At 57.8% G+C, this 18,381-nt stretch carries 17 protein-coding genes; 4 read left to right on the forward strand and 13 right to left on the reverse strand.

The window, feature by feature from the left end; all coding sequences use genetic code 11:
- Nucleotide 1: 1 nt before the first annotated feature.
- Nucleotides 2-778, forward strand: a complete 777-nt coding sequence (gene deoR, locus NG99_RS22120; protein ID WP_034897844.1) for a DNA-binding transcriptional repressor DeoR — start codon at nt 2-4, stop codon at nt 776-778.
- Nucleotides 779-796: 18 nt separating this feature from the next.
- On the opposite strand, the gene NG99_RS22125 is transcribed toward deoR, so the two are convergent.
- Nucleotides 797-1,744, reverse strand: a complete 948-nt coding sequence (locus NG99_RS22125) for a 2-hydroxyacid dehydrogenase (RefSeq protein ID WP_034897846.1) — start codon at nt 1,742-1,744, stop codon at nt 797-799.
- Nucleotides 1,745-1,947: 203 nt separating this feature from the next.
- Here NG99_RS22125 and ettA point away from each other — a divergent pair, with 203 nt between their 5' ends.
- Nucleotides 1,948-3,615, forward strand: coding sequence for an energy-dependent translational throttle protein EttA (gene ettA / locus NG99_RS22130; RefSeq protein WP_034897848.1), 1,668 nt, complete (start codon nt 1,948-1,950; stop codon nt 3,613-3,615).
- Between the two features lie 85 nt (nt 3,616-3,700).
- Here ettA and NG99_RS22135 read toward each other — a convergent pair whose 3' ends face one another.
- Entirely contained in the window at nt 3,701-4,597 is an 897-nt protein-coding gene (locus NG99_RS22135) for a LysR family transcriptional regulator (protein WP_034897850.1), read from the reverse strand.
- Between the two features lie 97 nt (nt 4,598-4,694).
- Between NG99_RS22135 and NG99_RS22140 the strand changes: the two genes are divergently transcribed.
- On the forward strand, nt 4,695-5,696 hold the full coding sequence (locus tag NG99_RS22140) for a zinc-binding alcohol dehydrogenase family protein (RefSeq protein ID WP_034897852.1): 1,002 nt from the start codon (nt 4,695-4,697) through the stop codon (nt 5,694-5,696).
- A gap of 55 nt (nt 5,697-5,751) precedes the next feature.
- On the opposite strand, the gene nadR is transcribed toward NG99_RS22140, so the two are convergent.
- The 3 genes from nadR to serB are packed head-to-tail and all read right to left on the reverse strand — an operon-like array spanning nt 5,752 to nt 9,363.
- Entirely contained in the window at nt 5,752-6,978 is a 1,227-nt protein-coding gene (gene nadR, locus NG99_RS22145; RefSeq protein WP_034897854.1) for a multifunctional transcriptional regulator/nicotinamide-nucleotide adenylyltransferase/ribosylnicotinamide kinase NadR, read from the reverse strand.
- Between the two features lie 15 nt (nt 6,979-6,993).
- A complete protein-coding gene (radA, locus tag NG99_RS22150) occupies nt 6,994-8,376 on the reverse strand; it encodes a DNA repair protein RadA (protein WP_034897856.1) in 1,383 nt (460 codons plus the stop codon).
- Nucleotides 8,377-8,385: 9 nt separating this feature from the next.
- Nucleotides 8,386-9,363, reverse strand: a complete 978-nt coding sequence (serB, locus tag NG99_RS22155; RefSeq protein ID WP_034897859.1) for a phosphoserine phosphatase — start codon at nt 9,361-9,363, stop codon at nt 8,386-8,388.
- 116 nt (nt 9,364-9,479) lie between these two features.
- Here serB and NG99_RS22160 point away from each other — a divergent pair, with 116 nt between their 5' ends.
- The gene (locus NG99_RS22160; protein WP_034897861.1) at nt 9,480-10,145 is read left to right on the forward strand and encodes a YtjB family periplasmic protein; all 666 of its coding nucleotides are present in this window, start codon (nt 9,480-9,482) and stop codon (nt 10,143-10,145) included.
- On the opposite strand, the gene yjjJ is transcribed toward NG99_RS22160, so the two are convergent.
- The 8 genes from yjjJ to NG99_RS28480 all read right to left on the reverse strand — a co-directional run bounded on the left by yjjJ (nt 10,146) and on the right by NG99_RS28480 (nt 18,332).
- A complete protein-coding gene (gene yjjJ, locus NG99_RS22165; RefSeq protein WP_034897863.1) occupies nt 10,146-11,477 on the reverse strand; it encodes a type II toxin-antitoxin system HipA family toxin YjjJ in 1,332 nt (443 codons plus the stop codon).
- A 168-nt stretch (nt 11,478-11,645) separates the two neighbouring features.
- On the reverse strand, nt 11,646-12,365 hold the full coding sequence (deoD, locus tag NG99_RS22170; RefSeq protein ID WP_034897864.1) for a purine-nucleoside phosphorylase: 720 nt from the start codon (nt 12,363-12,365) through the stop codon (nt 11,646-11,648).
- A gap of 59 nt (nt 12,366-12,424) precedes the next feature.
- Complete coding sequence (deoB, locus tag NG99_RS22175; protein WP_034897865.1) at nt 12,425-13,648, reverse strand: phosphopentomutase; 1,224 nt, start codon at nt 13,646-13,648, stop codon at nt 12,425-12,427.
- Nucleotides 13,649-13,710: 62 nt separating this feature from the next.
- Nucleotides 13,711-15,033: a thymidine phosphorylase gene (gene deoA, locus NG99_RS22180; protein ID WP_034897866.1), complete on the reverse strand. Its 1,323-nt coding sequence runs from the start codon at nt 15,031-15,033 to the stop codon at nt 13,711-13,713.
- Nucleotides 15,034-15,051: 18 nt separating this feature from the next.
- Complete coding sequence (gene deoC, locus NG99_RS22185; RefSeq protein ID WP_034897868.1) at nt 15,052-15,831, reverse strand: deoxyribose-phosphate aldolase; 780 nt, start codon at nt 15,829-15,831, stop codon at nt 15,052-15,054.
- 368 nt (nt 15,832-16,199) lie between these two features.
- Entirely contained in the window at nt 16,200-16,976 is a 777-nt protein-coding gene (locus NG99_RS22190) for a TatD family hydrolase (protein ID WP_034897869.1), read from the reverse strand.
- The gene (locus tag NG99_RS22195; RefSeq protein WP_034897871.1) at nt 16,973-18,025 is read right to left on the reverse strand and encodes a patatin-like phospholipase family protein; all 1,053 of its coding nucleotides are present in this window, start codon (nt 18,023-18,025) and stop codon (nt 16,973-16,975) included. The genes NG99_RS22190 and NG99_RS22195 overlap by 4 nt, the downstream gene beginning before the upstream one ends.
- A gap of 145 nt (nt 18,026-18,170) precedes the next feature.
- Nucleotides 18,171-18,332 (reverse strand): DUF1328 domain-containing protein, encoded by a 162-nt coding sequence (locus tag NG99_RS28480; RefSeq protein ID WP_013200641.1) that lies wholly within the window; start codon nt 18,330-18,332, stop codon nt 18,171-18,173.
- Between the last annotated feature and the right edge of the window lie 49 nt (nt 18,333-18,381).

An 18,381-nucleotide genomic window follows, 5' to 3' on the forward strand; every position in this document is an offset into this window, starting at 1 on the left:
CATGGAAACCCGGCGCGACGAGCGCGTAAACAAGCTGACTAAGGCGCTTAAGCGAACCGATAAAATCCATCTGCGAGACGCAGCGCGCCTGCTGGGCGTTTCTGAAATGACCATCCGGCGCGATCTCAACGAGCAGCCTTCGGCAGTGGTGCTGCTGGGGGGATACATTGTCAGCGATCCTAAAAGCAATCAGGGCCACTACTTCGTCTCCGATCAACAGGCGCAAAACGTTGAAAAAAAGCGGCAGCTGGGGCAACTGGCCGCCTCGCTGATTGAGCCAGGCGATACGGTGTTTTTTGACTGCGGCACTACGATGCCGTGGATCGTTGACGCCATCGATAACGAACTGGCGTTTACCGCTATCTGCTGCGCGATGAACACTTTCCTGGCGCTGAAGGAGAAGCCCGCCTGCCAGGTTATCCTCAACGGCGGCGAGTTCCATGCCGATAACGCCAGCTTCACGCCGCTGGGTCACGGTTCGGTGATGGACAGCCTGTGCCCCGGCAAAGCGTTTATCTCTGCGGCGGGGATTGATGCCGCTCAGGGCGCCACCTGCTACAACCTCAACGAGCTGCCGATGAAGCATCAGGCAATGCAGCGCGCCAGCCACAAGATTCTGGTGGCTGACAGCAGCAAGTTTGGCAAAGTGCTGCCGGCACGCATCGGCGACCTTCACGCCTTTGAGATGCTAATCAGCGACGAAGCGCCGCCGAAAGAGCTGGCGCAAAAGCTCGGCCAGCTGGGCGTTGAGCTGCTGGCGAGCCGGAAAGCACGCTAGCGGCCTGCCGCTGCCTACTCAGGCCCAGCGGTTAAGGATCGCTTCCCCATCCCGCAGGCGTCGGAGGTTTTCACAAACGCCCGCCACGTTACCGTTCAGCGAGGTGTCCGTCACGCCGCCGATATGCGGGGTGGCGATGACGTTGTGCTGGAACAGCACATCGTCGGGATCGGGCGGCTCCTGCCAGAACACGTCAAGCCCCGCTCCCGCCAGATGACCCACCTCCAGCGCCGCCAGCAGCGCCTGTTTCTCAATTAATCCCCCGCGCCCAAGGTTGATCAGAAAGCTGCCCGGCTTCATCTGCGCCAGCGCGGTTTCATCAATAATATTCCGCGTGGAGGCGTTATCAGGCAGGCTGAGGATTACAAAGTCAGCGTCATTCAGCAGCGCAGGCAGGTGCTCCATATTGCCCAGCCAGTCCAGCTGATGCTCTTTGGCAAACGCCCGATCGGCGGTGCGTTTGACCCCAATCAGACGAACCCCAAACGGCGCCAGCCTTTTTGCCAGCGCTTTACCAATGCCGCCCAACCCAACCAGCCCGACAGTTTTGCCCATCAGCCCCATGCCAACCGGCAGGCCAAGCTGACGGGTCGCCATCATCTCAGGAATGTCTCTGGCTCTGCGCGCCAGGCCAATCATCATCCAGATCCCCAGTTCGGCGACCGAATCGGCATTGCCTGAGCGATCGGACGGCACGTTGGCGACCTGAACGCCGTGCGCCTTCGCACTGGCCAGGTCGACGCCTTCCAGCCCGGCGCCCGCCTGCTGGATCAGCTTCAGCCTGTCGGCGGTTTTCAACAGTTCAGCGGTGACTTTCGCCATACCGGGGATTAACGCGTCAAAACCGGCCAGGCTTTCGGCGGCGTGGCCTGCGGAAGCGGTAAACTCGATGTCTGGCAGCGTATGGCGAAACTGCTGGATCATGCCGCCCCAGGCGTTTTCTTCCGCGGCTATCAATACTTTCATCGTTACCTCCCTGCTTTGTAAGGCAAAAAATTCAGCATAAGATGGCTGGCTCAAAAATCAAACGGTAATCGCGGAAATCCCGTCAGTTCGGGATAATCCGCAGGGTACGGCTGTGATTACCGCTGGAAACCAGCTAAACTTCGTCATCTGAGTGGGCACCCGCTGCTCCAATTTACCCACAGACACCAAGAGGCTCATCCTACGTGGCTCAATTCGTCTATAGTATGCATCGCGTCGGCAAAGTGGTTCCGCCGAAGCGCCATATCCTGAAAAATATCTCCCTGAGCTTCTTCCCGGGCGCCAAAATCGGCGTGCTCGGTCTGAATGGCGCAGGTAAATCCACCCTGCTGCGCATCATGGCTGGCATCGATAAAGATATCGAAGGGGAAGCGCGTCCGCAGCCGGGGCTGAAAATTGGTTATCTGCCGCAGGAACCGCAGCTGAACATGGAGCACACCGTCCGTGAATCCGTTGAGGAAGCCCTGTCGGAAGTGGTTGGCGCGCTGAAGCGGCTTGATGAAGTTTACGCGCTGTATGCGGAAGAAGACGCCGACTTCGATAAGCTGGCCGCTGAACAGGGCAGGCTTGAAGAGATTATCCAGGCGCACGACGGCCACAACCTGAATACCCAGCTGGAACGTGCTGCCGATGCGCTGCGCCTGCCCGACTGGGAGGCGAAAGTGGCGAACCTGTCCGGTGGCGAGCGCCGCCGCGTGGCGCTGTGCCGCCTGCTGCTGGAAAAACCTGACATGCTGCTGCTGGACGAACCAACCAACCACCTGGACGCAGAGTCCGTGGCGTGGCTGGAACGCTTCCTGCACGATTTCGAAGGCACCGTGGTAGCCATTACCCACGACCGCTACTTCCTTGATAACGTCGCGGGCTGGATACTTGAGCTGGACCGCGGCGAAGGCATTCCGTGGGAAGGGAACTACTCTTCCTGGCTGGAGCAGAAGGATGCGCGTCTGGCGCAGGAAGCGTCAAGCGAAGCGGCCCGCCGCAAATCCATTGAGAAAGAGTTGGAGTGGGTTCGCCAGGGCGCTAAAGGCCGTCAGTCGAAGGGCAAAGCCCGTCTGGCGCGTTTTGAAGAGCTGAACAATACCGAATACCAGAAGCGCAACGAGACCAACGAACTGTTTATTCCGCCAGGCGCCCGGCTGGGCGATAAAGTGGTGGAAGTGAGCAATCTGCGCAAGTCCTACGGTGACCGCCTGCTGATTGACGATCTCTCCTTCTCGGTGCCGAAAGGCGCGATTGTGGGGATTATCGGCCCGAACGGCGCCGGTAAATCCACGCTGTTCCGCATGATGTCAGGGCAGGAAGCGCCTGATTCCGGCAGCATTGTGCTGGGCGATACCGTCAAGCTGGCCTCTGTCGATCAGTTCCGCGACAGCATGGATAACAGCAAAACGGTCTGGGAAGAAGTCTCCGGCGGCCAGGACATTATGCGAATTGGCAACACCGAGATGCCAAGCCGTGCCTACGTGGGACGCTTTAACTTCAAGGGCGTGGACCAGGGCAAACGCGTTGGCGAGCTGTCCGGCGGTGAGCGTGGACGTCTGCATCTGGCTAAGCTGTTGCAGGTTGGCGGCAACATGCTGCTGCTCGATGAACCGACCAACGATCTGGACATTGAAACCCTGCGCGCGCTGGAAAATGCCCTGCTGGAGTTTCCGGGCTGCGCGATGGTTATCTCGCATGACCGCTGGTTCCTTGACCGCATCGCGACTCACATCCTCGACTACCAGGATGAGGGCAAGATCGAGTTCTTCGAAGGTAACTTCACCGAATACGAAGAGTACAAGAAGCGTACGCTGGGCGCGGAAGCGCTGGAGCCAAAACGCATCAAGTACAAGCGTATGGCTAAGTAACAGGCTGAGGGCGGAGAAATCCGCCCTCTTCTTTTGCAGGTTTTATAGCATACCATCGCGCCGGGCGAATACCTGCTCCCGGCCTTTACTGGTAGAACTCACGAAAGACGGGCGACTGTAACGCGTAATCAATAAAGCGCGCCAGCGCTGGCGAGTTCAGCTTGCGGCTTGGGTAGACCAGCCACAGCTCGTTGCCTTCCACCTGCCACTCCGGCAACACCTGTACTAAGCCGCCGTTTGACAAAAGATCTCCGGTGAGAAACTTCGGCAGCAGCGTAATACCCGCACCGCCCAGCGCACACTCGCGCGCATAGACCAGATTATCGGTCATATGGATTGGCGGCAGCAGCCAGCGGTAGTACTCCTCTTCACGTTTGAGCAGCCATTCACTCCACGCCCGGTGAGCGATGCAGCGATGCCCGGCCAACTGCTGAGGATGGGTGAGTTCATCATGCAGTTCAAGATAGCCCTTTGACGCCACCAGCAGCCGCTCACAGTAGCCGATGCGCCGCCCAATCAACGATGAATCCTGCGGCTGGCCGGTGCGCAGCGCCACGTCATAGCCATCCTGCACCAGATCCCGCACCTCATCCGACACCGAAACCTCCAGCGTCACGTCCGGATACTCCTGTTGAAAAGCAGAGTTGAAGCGCGCCAGTAGCGTGGCCCCAATTCCCGCCGGTGAGGTGATGCGTAGCCGCCCGCTGGGATTATCCCGCAGGCGCTGAATCGCCATATTGGCCCGTTCGCTGGCCTGCATCATCTCCTGGCAATGAACCAGATAACGTTCACCGGCAAAAGTCAGGTTCAGTTGTCTGGTAGTGCGATTGATCAGGCGCAGCCCCAGAGAGTGCTCAAGGTGACTGACGCGCTGGCTGACGCTGGATTTGGGTAATCCTGCCCGTTTTGCTGCCCCGGTGAAGCTACCGCACTCCGCTACCAGCGCAAACAGGGCCATCTCTTGCAGCTGTTTAAACATGATTGTTCACCTGAAACGAACGCTTCGTTATTTATTGTACGGCTTATCATTAGCTAACTGAAGTTCTACACTGAATACCACAACTTAAAGGAGATGCGCTATGACTATCAAAGCGATTGCAATCAATCCAGAAAAGCCCCAACAGTTTATTGAAATCCAGCCGGAGCGCCCGACGCCGGGCGAATACGATCTGCTGGTCGACGTTAAGGCCGCCTCGGTCAATCCGGTCGATACCAAGGTGCACAAAGGCGCACAGAAAAATGGCCTGCAGCACCCGCGAATTTTGGGTTGGGATGCCAGCGGCGTGGTGCTGGAAGTGGGCAGTAAGGTCAACGGCTTCAAAGCCGGTGATGAAGTGTATTATGCCGGAGACATCACTCGCCCGGGGAGTAACACCACCCATCAACTGATCGACGCGCGCATTACCGGCCATAAACCCACTTCGCTGGACTGGGCTGCATCGGCGGCGATCCCGCTGACCGCCCTGACGGCCTGGGAAGGCCTGTTCGACCGCCTACAGCTTGATAAAGCGGAAGAAGGTAAAACGCTGTTGATCGTCGGCGGCGCTGGCGGTGTGGGATCGCTGGCTATTCCGTTCGCCAAACTGCGCAGCAAAGTGCAGGTTATTGCCACCGCCTCTCGCCCGGACTCGGTGCAGTGGTGTAAGGATCGCGGCGCTGACCTGGTCATCGATTATAAAGATATGGCTGGCGAACTGGCGAAACACGGGCTTAAGCAGGTGGACTACATCTTCTGCCTGAATGACACCGACGGGCACTGGGAAGCGATGGCTAAGCTGATCGCCCCGCAGGGACATATCTGCACCATCGTGGAAAATGAAAAGCCGCTGGAGATGAACGAGCTGAAGCTGAAAAGCGCCTCGCTACACTTTGAATTTATGTACACGCGCAGCATGTACACCACCCCGGATATCGCTCAGCAGGGGGAAATTCTGACGGCTACCGCCAAACTGCTCGACGAGGGCAAGGTCACCAGCTCGCTTAGCAAAACCCTGCACGGGCTGAGCGTGGAAACCCTGACGGAGGCGCATCGTCTGGTGCTGGAAGGCCATATGCGCGGCAAGGTCGTGATGGTTTACTAACCCATTGCTTCAGCCGGGCAAACGGTTCAGAGCGCAGTGACTGAACCGTTTGCCGTCAGGCTCCCAGCATCTCCTTCACCAGCTCCACGCAGCGCAGGAAGCGCTCATCGTAGTTGTCCTGCTCAACGTGCACATAGTGGATATGATTCTCTTCCAGCATCGACACCAGCAGCGCCTGGAACTCTTTGCGGTCCACCGAGCTTCCCAGGCTGCGCAAGCCGTCGGCAACCCAGGGCACGTTGTTTTCCACCAGGATCACCAGGTCAAAACGATACTCATCGATCAGCGCCTGCACAAACGGGTGCTCGCGGCCTTCATATTTCTTACAAAACGCCTGGGTGGTGACAAAGTCGGTATCGATAAACGCCACTTTGTTGGCATATTTAACTGCGAAATCAATGTATTGCGCCTGACCGAGGGCAATTTTATCGTAGTCGGAATACTGTAGCGCCATCTCATCGCCGCCGAGGTGTGAGAAGACGTAATCGCGACCAAATTCCCACGCGCTGGTGGTATTAAAGATATTCGCCAGCTTGTTGACCAGCGTTGACTTTCCGCTCGACTCGCCGCCAAGAATCGCTACCGTGCGCACGAAGAAGGGTTTCACCTCGGTAGGGATGTATTCCCAGTAGCGGAACGGATCGTGACGGATCTGCGCGCCGCTGATGCTCATAAACGAACGGCCAGGGTCAATAACAACCGCCTCAATCCCCAGATGTTGCTGATACTGCGGCGCATCGAACTCTTCGCTGGTGTAAACCCGGTTCGGCATGATGCCGTGGTGTTCCATAAAGCCGTTAATACCGCGGCTCCAGACGTCCCAGCCGTGCGGATAGGGCTCCATGCCCTCCTCGTTAAAGGAGTGAATACGGATATTTTTCTGGTATTTAAAGGTTTGCAGCAGCCAGCGCAGCCGGTCGCTCACCGTCGGCTGCTGCGACATGGCGCTGGCTTCAAACAGCTGGCGGTCGCGCGGCTCATCGTAGCCCATAATGATATGCAGCTCATCAACCTGGCTACAGGCGCGCTGAATCAGATAAATATGCCCGGTATGCAGGGGATAAAATTTACCGAACACTACGCCAATGGTCTTTTCGCGACGGGGAAACTCCAGCCCGAGAAAACGGTGCAGCGCTTCCAGTTTCTGCGCGCTGGGACTTTTGATTTTGGCGTTAAGTAGCTGGCTGAGATAGCCTTTAGTCATACCGCTGGCGTCCGCCACCTGCTGCAAGGTGCAGCCCTGCTGGCGAATAGCGGATTTGAGATAATCGAATGGCGACATTTGCGGCCCCTTGCGTTACAAATCATCCAGGATTGCCAGCGCATCGGCCAGCTTTTTCACACCGTAGACCTTCATATTTTCCGGCGGCTTTTTCGGCACGTTGGCGGCCGGCACGATGGCGCGACGGAAGCCATGCTTAGCGGCTTCGGAAATACGCTCCTGCCCGCTCGGCACCGGACGGATCTCTCCGGCCAGCCCAACCTCGCCAAATACCACCAGATCCTGCGGCAAAGGACGGTCGCGCAGGCTGGAAACCATCGACAGCATTAAGGCTAAATCCGCACTGGTTTCCGTCACCTTGACGCCGCCAACCACGTTAACAAACACGTCCTGATCGGCCATTTGCAGGCCGCCGTGGCGGTGCAGCACCGCCAGCAGGATCGCCAGACGGTTCTGCTCAAGCCCTACCGCTACGCGCCTCGGGTTGCCCATCATCGAGTGATCCACCAGCGCCTGAATCTCAACCAGCAGCGGTCGCGTTCCTTCCCACAGCACCATCACCGAGCTGCCGGAGGTCACCTCTTCTCCCCGGCTGAGGAAAATGGCGGAAGGGTTGCTAACTTCGCGCAGCCCCTGCTCGGTCATGGCAAACACGCCCAGCTCGTTGACCGCGCCGAAGCGGTTTTTGTGGCTGCGAAGCGTACGAAAGCGCGAGTCCGCGTCGCCGTCCAGCAGCACCGAGCAGTCTATACAGTGCTCAAGCACCTTTGGCCCGGCCAGCGATCCGTCTTTGGTCACATGGCCCACCATCACGATCGCCACGCCGCGTGTTTTCGCAAAGCGGGTAAGGTAAGCAGCAGTTTCGCGCACCTGCGCCACGCTGCCGGGCGAGGACTGGATATCGGCTATATGCATCACCTGGATCGAGTCGATCACCATCAGCCTTGGCTCTTCCTGCTCGGCGATCAGGCAGATCTGCTCGATGCTGGTTTCCGACAGCATATTGAGGTTTTCTGTCGGCAGACCTAAACGGTGCGCGCGCATCGCCACCTGCTGCAACGACTCTTCGCCGGTGACATAAAGGGTTTTCATCCCTTCGGCCAGCTTGCACAGGGTTTGCAGCAGCAGCGTACTTTTCCCGGCACCGGGGTTGCCGCCGATCAGGATCGCACTGCCGGGCACCACGCCGCCGCCCAGCACGCGGTCAAACTCTTTGAACCCGGTGGAGAAGCGCGGTAACGCTTCCAGGCTGATTTCGGAGAGCTTCTGCACCTTGCTGGGGCCCGCGCTGCCCGCATAGCCGGAGAGACGCTCGTTGCGCGCCACGGTCGGCGAAGCCGCCAGACGCACTTCGGTAATGGTGTTCCACGCCTGGCAGGCGCTGCATTGCCCCTGCCAGCGAGGATAATCGGCGCCGCATTCATTACAAACAAAGGCGCGCTTTGCCGCTTTGGCCAAATCTACCCCTTAACGCTCATCAAAGATCAGGCTGCCGCTCAGAATACAGAACAGCCCCATTAAATCCGCATGGCGGACCATCACTTCAGCCTGCTCATTCACCTTTGGCTTAGCGTGATAGGCAATGCCCAGCGCGGCGGCCTTAATCATCGGCAGGTCGTTGGCGCCGTCGCCGATCGCCACGGTCTGCTCTGGCGCAATTTCAAAGCGCGTCGCCAGCTTCAGCAGCATATCCGCCTTGTATCTGGCATCGACGATATCGCCGAGAACTTCGCCGGTCAGCTTGCCGTCGCGAATTTCCAGCACGTTGGCGGCAACCGCCGACAGATGCAATTTATCGCGCAGGTACTCGGCAAAATAGGTAAACCCACCTGAAGCGATCGCCACATGCCACCCCAGCGCCTGGAGCTTATGCACCAGTTCGGTCAGGCCAGGCATCAGCGGCAGTTCGTCACGGACTTTAGCAAGGATACTGGCATCGGCGCCTTTCAGCGTTGCTACGCGCTGACGCAGGCTGGCGGTAAAATCCAGCTCGCCGCGCATCGCCCGCTCGGTGACTTCCGCCACCATGTCACCGCTGCCGGCCAGCCGGGCGATCTCATCAATGCACTCAATTTTAATCGCGGTGGAGTCCATATCCATAACCAGCAGCCCCGGCGTCTTCAGATGCGGGATTTTCCCCAGCGGCGCAACGTCCAGACCGGCGTCGTGCGCCAGCTGCGTAGCCCGTGCGGTAAGCGTCCCGGCAAGGCGAACAACGTGATATTCCTCAACGCGCCAGGCGCTGACAATCACCATCGCCGCGCCGAGCTGGCGCTGAAGCGCCGTCAGGCGGTCTTTATTCAGCTCGCGTCCGTACAGAAGCCAGCCGGTGCGGCCGGCACGATAATCCAGCGGCATCACTTCATCGCCGCTGAGGGAAAGAGGTAAACCCGGCCAGAGAGAGACATCGGAAGGCAGGTCGCACCAGGTCAGACTATTTGGCATTACAGCTCCTGTAGGGACATATTAACCACGCAAGAGGCTACCTTGTCAGCCCCGCTTCTGGCAACATAAAGCATCGATACGAACGTTGGTTCGTACATAAAGTGTGAAGGGTAAAGATGGCAAAGGCCAAACTTAAATTTCGTCTGCATCGTACGGCCATCGTGCTGATCTGCCTCACCTTGCTGGTGGTGCTGATGCAGGGCGCGTCGTGGTTCAGCCTCGGCCATCAGATGGCGCGTTCCGAACAGGTAGACGAGCTGGCGCGTACGCTGACGCGGCAAGTGGCCTTCAGCCTGACGCCGCTGATGGAACACAGCGATGACAGTCACCAAAAAATTGTTGATGTTATTACTCAGTTGACCAGCGAGAGCCGCATCCTCGACGCCTCCGTCTATGATGATAACGGCACGCTGCTGGCCCACAGCGGCGAAACCATTAACGTACGCGACCGCCTGGCGCTGGACGGGCATCGCGCCGGCAGCTACTTCAATCACCAACTGGTGCAGCCGCTGGACGGCCCGGATGGGCCGGTTGGCTTTCTGCGCGTGACGCTGGATACGCATGTGCTGGTCACCGAGTCCAAGCAGGTGGATAACACCACCAACATTTTGCGCCTGATGATGCTGCTGGCGCTGGCTATCGGCATCATTCTGAGCCGTACCCTGCTGCGCGACCGCCGCACCCGCTGGCAGCAGTCGCCTTTCCTGCTGACCGCGAATAATCCGGTGAAGGAAGACGACGACAGCGGCGAAGAGGCCACGCCGCAGCCCAATAAACCTTAATCAGGCCATCCTTTCGATCTGTGGGGCAAGCTCCTGTAGCGCCTGCCCCATCTCTCTCGCCAGCCGCCGGAAATCGTCGCTCCAGGCTTCGCCCTCCGCAATGGCCTGCCAGTATCGCTGCGCCATGCTTAACGCTCTCTGCCAGACTTCGCGCCCAATCGTGCTGTCCAGCTCAATGACTGGCGGCCGATCGCGCATATAGCCAGCGCTGTTGGGAGCAAAGCTCATCGGCAGCATGTCATAGGTGGGCGTCAGGGTTAGCGTCGGCGAGGTCAGAAAAAAGGACAGATTTCCGCCATGCATATCGCCATTGGCGATCAGGCGGCCAAACGCCCACTGAAGCGTGCCGCGAGCCGCATCCTCCGCCGTGATTTTTTTCTGGCTAAGCAACTCACTCAGCGCCTGCGGCCAGCGGGCGTGACTGCCGGTAAATTCCCCCTGCACCGACTCAAGTGAAACCAGGCTTTTTCTGCCGCTTTGACCAATACGGTCGAACCTGACGACCTCCAGAAACAGTTGTCCCTGCTGCCCGGTGAGAATGCTGGCGTCCGCAGCGTGAAGCCCCTCCTGCTGGAGCATGTGCAGCGCCAGCGCTTCAGCCCTCAACAGATCGCACCAGCGCTGGCTGTTTTCGTTGCGGCGCTCCGGGGTGAATTTGACCAGCACCTGAGCCTGACTGTTGTCATCTTGTGCAGCGTAGCAAACGAATTTGGGCTGTTCGCCACCGGCCGACGATCCGACTTCTTCTCCTGCCAGCACTCTCTTCGCCATTTCAGGATAAAGATCCTGCTTTTGTTCGGGAGCAATGGGCACCAGCGCAGGCTGCCGCAGCCAGCGCTGATAGCTTTGCTGGCCAATCAGCAAGTTGCCCGATACGTCGCTGCCTCTCGCCGTCAGGGCGATCAGGCAGTGGTCATCATTCCACTGGCGGATATCCTCCGGCAGCGCAAGTTCGATAGCACACTCACGCCCCCACGCCCGCCCCAGAAATCCCTGCGGCCGCATGTCGTTCAGATACCACGGCAAGCCGTCAAAATAGCGCAGGTTCTGATGGCGATCTTCCACTACGCAGCTGCCCGCAGGCCAGACGCTGTAAAGCTGCCCGGCCTTACTGGCCACGCCTTGCTCGTCGATTTGCCATAAAGGAAAGCGGCTCTCTTCACGCAGCGGTCGCAGCAGCGCGTAGCGCGTTGCGCGCGCGCGGCCATATTTCAGCACCTGAGGATCGGCAGAAATCAGGCGCGAAAGCGTGGCCTGGCTGATTCCCAGACGGGCAGTTAAGGTGGCCGCATCCAGCGGACCGTGCAGCAACAGCGAGCTTAAATCGGCCATAGTGAATAGATTAATGAATAGATAACTGAATAGATAAATATCACTTAATTAAGTGAAAATAAAGGAAATATGCATGAGAAACGCGCTAAATATGAATAGATACTGAAGAGATTGCTTTGCAGGATTTTTACTGCTGGCCGGGTTGCCCGGCCAGCAAAACGGGGTGAATCAGGCTTTGTCGCCCAGCAGCACCGATTCCAGCGCGATTTTAATCATCTCGCTGAAGGTGGTCTGGCGCTCTGCCGAGGTAGTTTGCTCACCGCTGCGGATATGGTCGGAAACGGTACAGATGGCCAGCGCTTTCGCACCGAACTCTGCCGCGACGCCGTAGATGCCAGCAGCTTCCATTTCCACGCCGAGGATGCCGTATTTCTCCATCACGTCAAACATCTGCGGGTCAGGCGTATAGAACAGGTCGGCCGAGAAAATATTGCCCACGCGCGCGTCAACACCCAGCGCTTTAGCCGCATCAACGGCGTTACGCACCATCTCGAAATCGGCAATTGCCGCGAAGTCGTGATCCTTAAAGCGCATACGGTTCACTTTAGAATCGGTCGACGCGCCCATGCCGATCACCACGTCGCGCAGCTTAACGTCTGAACGCACCGCGCCGCAGGAGCCGACGCGAATGATCTTCTTCACGCCAAAATCCGTGATCAGCTCTTTAGCATAGATTGAGCAGGAAGGAATGCCCATGCCGTGACCCATCACCGAGATTTTGCGGCCCTTATAAGTGCCGGTATAGCCCAGCATTCCGCGCACGTTGTTCACTTCTACCGCGTCCTGCAGGAAGGTTTCCGCGATGTGCTTAGCGCGCAGCGGATCGCCCGGCATCAGCACTACGTCAGCGAAATCACCCATTTCTGCATTAATATGAGGCGTAGCCATTTTCTATCCTTATTAAAGTCTTGCCGACGTCAACACGCCGGCCGGTTACGTTTCGCTGATTACAACATGCTTTTGCCGTATTCCATATCGGAAAGGCCAAAATAGTTCGCTACGGTCTGGCCAATATCGGCGAAGGTATCACGGTAACCCAGCGAGCCGGGTTTGACGCCAGGGCCATAGATCAGCACCGGAATGTGCTCACGGGTGTGCTCAGTGCCTTCCCAGCTGGGATCGCAGCCGTGATCGGCGGTAAGGATCAGGATATCGCCCTCTTTCACCAGCGCCATCAGTTCCGGCAGGCGGCGGTCAAACAGTTCCAGCCCTCCGGCATAGCCAGCGATATCACGACGATGGCCCCAGGTGGAGTCGAAATCAACAAAGTTGGTAAAGACAATGCTGTTGTCCGGCGCAATCTTCATCTCTGCAATGGTGGCGTCAAACAGCGCATCCAGCCCGGTAGCCTTCACTTTTTTGGTAATGCCGACCTGCGCATAAATATCGGCAATTTTCCCGACGGAAATCACCTGGCCGTGCTGCTCATCCACCAGTTTTTTCAGGATAGTCGGCGAAGGCGGCTCAACCGCGAGATCGTGACGGTTGCCGGTACGCTCGAAGTGCCCGGCCTTATCCCCAACGAACGGGCGCGCAATCACGCGGCCGATGTTGTAACCGCCCTCGGTCAGCACCTCGCGGGCGATCTCACACAGCTTGTAGAGACGATCCAGACCAAAGGTCTCTTCATGACAGGCAATCTGGAATACCGAGTCCGCCGAGGTGTAGAAAATCGGCTTGCCGGTTTTCATGTGCTCTTCGCCCAGCCGATCGAGGATCACCGTGCCGGACGCGTGGCAGTTGCCCAGATAACCGGGCAGATCGGCCTTTTCCACCAGCAAATCCAGCAGTTCCTGCGGGAAGCTGTTCTCATTATCAGTAAAGTAGCCCCAGTCGAACAGCACCGGAACGCCGGCAATTTCCCAATGGCCTGACGGCGTGTCTTTTCCGGAGGAAAGCTCGCTGGCGTAAGCGTAAGCACCAATAATTTCAGCGTTTTTGTCGAGGCCCGGCGGGAATTTCCCGGTCGACTCTTCCGCCGCTTTACCTAACCCTAACGCGGTAAGGTTCGGCAGATGCAGCGGCCCTTTACGTCCTTTGTCGGCTTCGCCTCTGAAACACGCTTCGGCAATGTGTCCGAGGGTGTCAGAGCCTTTGTCGCCGAACTTGTCGGCGTCCCTGCTGGAGCCGATTCCAAAGGAATCAAGCACCATAATAAATGCACGTTTCATCCTGATCTCCTGCGTCTTGAACGCGATGAGCTTAAATTTTATCGATCGGAATAGTATGACGCTTATCCGGTAATTCTGCGATAGATAACTGGCGTCGCCTGCGGTGCGGTTTCGCTTAATGCGATCGCGCGGGTCACCGCATCGGCGGCTTCCTGCCAGGCCCTTTCAGTCGCCGCGTGGATCACCGCCAGCGGCCGCTGTCCGTCTGCCGTATCGCCAAGCTGCGCCATCTCGCTGAAACCCACGCTGTAATCCAGCGGATCGCTGGCCTGACGTCGCCCGCCGCCCATCGCCACCACCGCCATCCCCAGCGCCCGGGTATCTATCGCACTGACAATGCCCGGTCGGTCCGCATAAAGCGCTTTACTGAGCATTGGCGCTGGCAGGTACTTATCGACCTTCTCGATAAAGTCAGCCGGGCCTTTTTGCGCCGTCACCATGCGCGCAAACACTTCTGCCGCTTTGCCGTTATCCAGCACCGCCATTAATTTGCCGGTGGCTTCTTCGGTGCTGGCAGCCAGCCCGCCGGAGAGCAGCATTTCAGCGCTCAGCGCCAGCGTCACTTCCAGCAGGCGTGGGTTGCGGTACTCGCCGGTCAGGAAGCGCACCGCTTCACGAACTTCCAGCGCGTTGCCAGCGCTGGAGGCAAGCACCTGGTTCATATCCGTCAGCAGTGCGGTCGTTTTACATCCTGCGCCGTTAGCCACGCCAACAATCGACTGCGCCAGCCGCTCAGACTGTTCAAAGGTAGGCATAAACGCGCCCGATCCCACCTTAACGTCCATCACCAGCGCATCCAGCCCCTCAGCCAGCTTTTTCGCGAGGATCGAAGCGGTGATCAGCGGGATCGAATCGACGGTTGCGGTGATATCACGCGTTGCGTAGAAGCGTTTGTCGGCCGGTGCCAGCGAGTTAGTCTGGCCGATGATCGCGACGCCCACCTCTTTGATGATGCGGCGGAAAGTCTCATCGTCGGGGAAAATATCAAAACCGGGAATCGCTTCCAGCTTGTCCAGCGTGCCGCCGGTGTGGCCCAGGCCACGGCCGGAAATCATCGGCACATAGCCACCGCAGGCCGCCACCATCGGCCCCAGCATCAGCGAGGTGACGTCGCCCACGCCGCCGGTAGAGTGCTTATCCACCACAGGGCCATTCAGGTTAAGCGCCTGCCAATTCAGCACCGAGCCGGAGTCACGCATAGCCATAGTCAGGGCGACGCGCTCCTCCAGGCTCATATCGTGAAAATAAATGGTCATTGCCAGCGCGGCAATTTGCCCTTCAGAAACGGTATTGTCCCGCACGCCATTGATGAAGAAGCGGATCTCTTCTTCACTCAGCGCCTGGCCGTCCCTTTTTTTACGAATAATTTCTTGTGGCAGGAACACGTTGCCCCCTGGCAAAAATTAATAGGCTGAATCGCTTTTAGCCGCTGAATGTCCCGCCGCGTTCAGCAGGCTGGCTAACAGGCTGGAGGCGCCAAAGCGGAAGTGGCGGGCATCCGCCCAGTCGCTGCCCAGGATCTCGTCCGCCAGCTTCAGGTAGATTGCCGCGTCTTCAGCGGTACGGACGCCTCCGGCAGGTTTAAAGCCAACCTGGTGCTTAACGCCTTTCTTCGCAATCACCCGCAGCATGATTTCCGCCACTTCCGGCGTGGCGTTGACCGGCACTTTACCGGTAGAGGTTTTAATAAAATCCGCACCGGCATCGATCGCGATTTCTGACGCTTTGCGGATCAGCTCTGGCGTTTTCAGCTCGCCGGTTTCGATAATCACTTTCAGCAGAACGTCCGCAGCCTCACAGGCTTGCTTACAGGCGCTGACGATCTCATAACCAATTTCTTCATTTCCGGCGATCAGCGCGCGGTAAGGGAACACCACGTCAACTTCGTCGGCGCCGTAGGCGATCGCTGCGTGGGTTTCGGCCAGCGCAATTTCCTTGTCGTCGTTACCGTGTGGGAAATTAGTGACGGTCGCAATGCGGATATCCGGCGTGCCCTGCTCGCGCAGCGTCTTGCGGGCAATTGGGATAAAACGTGGATAGATGCAGATGGCGGCGGTGTTGCCTGACGGCGTTTTAGCCTGATGGCACAGGGCGATCACCTTCTCGTCGGTGTCATCATCATTCAGCGTGGTCAAATCCATCAGCTTCAGCGCGCGTACGGCAGCAGCGGTTACGTCGGTCATTTTGTTCTCCAGAGAATGTTTCAGGCGGCTTCCCTTTATGCCGGGGCAGGTTCTTTCCACCTGAGCCCACTAACGGGCTGTAATGTTAAAATTATAACGGCAGCGGCTGAACCACTTCCGTGATGAAATTCACGAACAGGTAATTTTCGTTGCAAGAATTGTACATTGCATGTGATTAATATCACATAAAATCACGTTACCCACACGATGTAATGGGCTTGTTGCGCAACAAATAGCGTGTTAGCGTATCATCACTTTAAAATGTTAAAATAATAACATTCATCAGCCAGCATGGCAGTTACTGATGACAGTAGACCCGGCGGGCCTAGCGCGCACCGTATCGGGGGGAACTTTAAGAGTTTAGCCAGTCAGAGCTGAAAAAGCGTGCGGGTATTCTCACGAAGGGTTTCGGCTATTTCCTGCGGAGATTCTGGCCGCAGTTCACACAGGCTTTGCCAGACATTTTTGACCCGCTCGGGGCGGTTGGGCTGGCCCTGAAATCCCTGTAGCGGCATATCCGGCGCATCGGTTTCCAGCAGCAGGGAAGTTAACGGCAGTCGGGCGATGGTGCTGCGGGTTTTGCTGGCGCGCTCATAGGTGATGGTGCCGCCAACGCCAATGGCGTAACCCGCACGGATAAAGGCCAGCGCCTGCTGCTCGCTGCCCGCAAAGCCATGCACTACGCCGCCTCGGGGAAGATCGAGACGCTTAAGGTGCTGCGCGAGCTTATCGTGAGTGCGTCTTGAATGAAGGATTACCGGCAAATCGTAGCGCTTTGCCAGCCTTAACTGCGCATCCAGCACCCTTTCCTGCTTCTCAAACTGCGGATCGTCGATAAACAGATCCAACCCGATCTCACCGATAGCCACCAGCTTTTCCGGCTGCTGCTTCAGCCAGTTTTCCAGCCGCTCGAGGTGGGCATCCTCATACTGAGCAATCGCCATCGGGTGCGTACCCAATGCAGCATAGAGCGGCGCCCAGCGATTGGCCAATTCCATCACTCCGTCAAAACGATCTGCCGCGACGCCAACCACGATGATCTTCTCCACCCCGGCCTGGGCCGCCAGGCGTAAACTCTGCTCTTCGCTGCCGGAAAAAGGGGCAAAATCAAAATGGCAGTGCGTATCGACAAAGGTTGGGGTCATGCCAGCGAGCCTTTATCGTAATCGGCATCGTTACCCGCCAGCGGGTCGAGGATAATGCCCCGATGTACCGGCTCATTGGCTGCCGGAGCCGGTGCTACCACCGGCGACGTGCTGCTCAGCGATTCCTGCTGATGCAGCCACTGGCCCACCGTCGCCAGGAAATAGCGACCGCAGCGGCGACCCAGATGGTAATCCTGATTCAGCGAGGCCACACGGCTGCCCAGCGCCATGCTGGCAAGTACATGCGGCGGGAAGATTTCCACGATGTTCAGCTTGCCCGGCGGGTTTTCAATGAAGTCCTGCGTGGCGCGGTAGCTCTCTTCATGCAGATGCATAATGTTGACCAGCGGCTGCAACGCGCTGTCGGTTAGCCAGCGCTCAATGCGCTTCAGCCACTGCGGCGTATAGGTCATCTGCGAAGGAACCGTTCGGATAACCACGATTGTTTCCGCGCCGCGCCGCGCGGCTTCCCTCACCGGAATGGCATCGCTGATGCCGCCGTCAAGATAGCTGATGCCGTCAAGATCGACTCCGGGACGATACAGACCGGGGATCGCGCTGGAAGCCTTAATAATATTCAGCCAGTTCGCCGCCGTTGGCGCAAAATAGCCCGGCGAGTAATCATCGCTGCGACAGGCGCACATATAGAACTCGCGCCCCGCTGAAAACATCTTCTCTCCCGCTTCCATCGCTAAAGGAAACTCCTGCGCGGTGACATCCACCAGCCAGTCGAGATCGATAAGATGACCGCCGCGCACAAAGCGCAGCGGGTTGAAAAACAGCTTACTGGTAGTGTAACGGGTGATTACCCTGCGGGCGTAGCCCGGCTGGCCGCAGACATAGGCAGACAGGTTCTGTGCCCCGGCGGAGGTGCCAAGCATTAAATCAAAGGGGTTGAAGTTGGCGCGCTGAAATTCGTCCAGCACGCCAGCGGTGAAGATACCGCGCTGCCCACCGCCTTCGCAGACCAGCGCCAGCTTGCCCGGACGAAACGGGGGCAGTGCCAGCGGCGCTATGTTGCCAAGGGTGATGGGAATGCGTTGGCCCACGGTCGGTATCCTCTAAAGATGAATTACCGGAGGATAGCCTGGATAAGGTAAAACTGTTTGGCGGTTTTTGCGGTCAATTGTTTCAGTCTGAAAATGCCAGAGGCCAGTCGATGACTGGCCTCTGTTAAGACAACTGTTATGCGGTCTATAACTTCTTGCGGCCTGTGAACAGGCTGATCAGGAAGATAATAATACCGACAACGAAGACGATTTTAGCTGCCCATGCGGCTGTACCAGCCAGACCACCAAAACCTAACGCTGCGGCGATAAGCGCGATAATCAGAAAAATAATGCCCCAACGAAACATAAGCCTCTCCTTACCCTATATGTAGAAATAAAATGTCTGATTTATATGC

Source organism: Erwinia typographi, from assembly GCF_000773975.1.
In the GTDB taxonomy this organism is placed as follows: domain Bacteria; phylum Pseudomonadota; class Gammaproteobacteria; order Enterobacterales; family Enterobacteriaceae; genus Erwinia; species Erwinia typographi.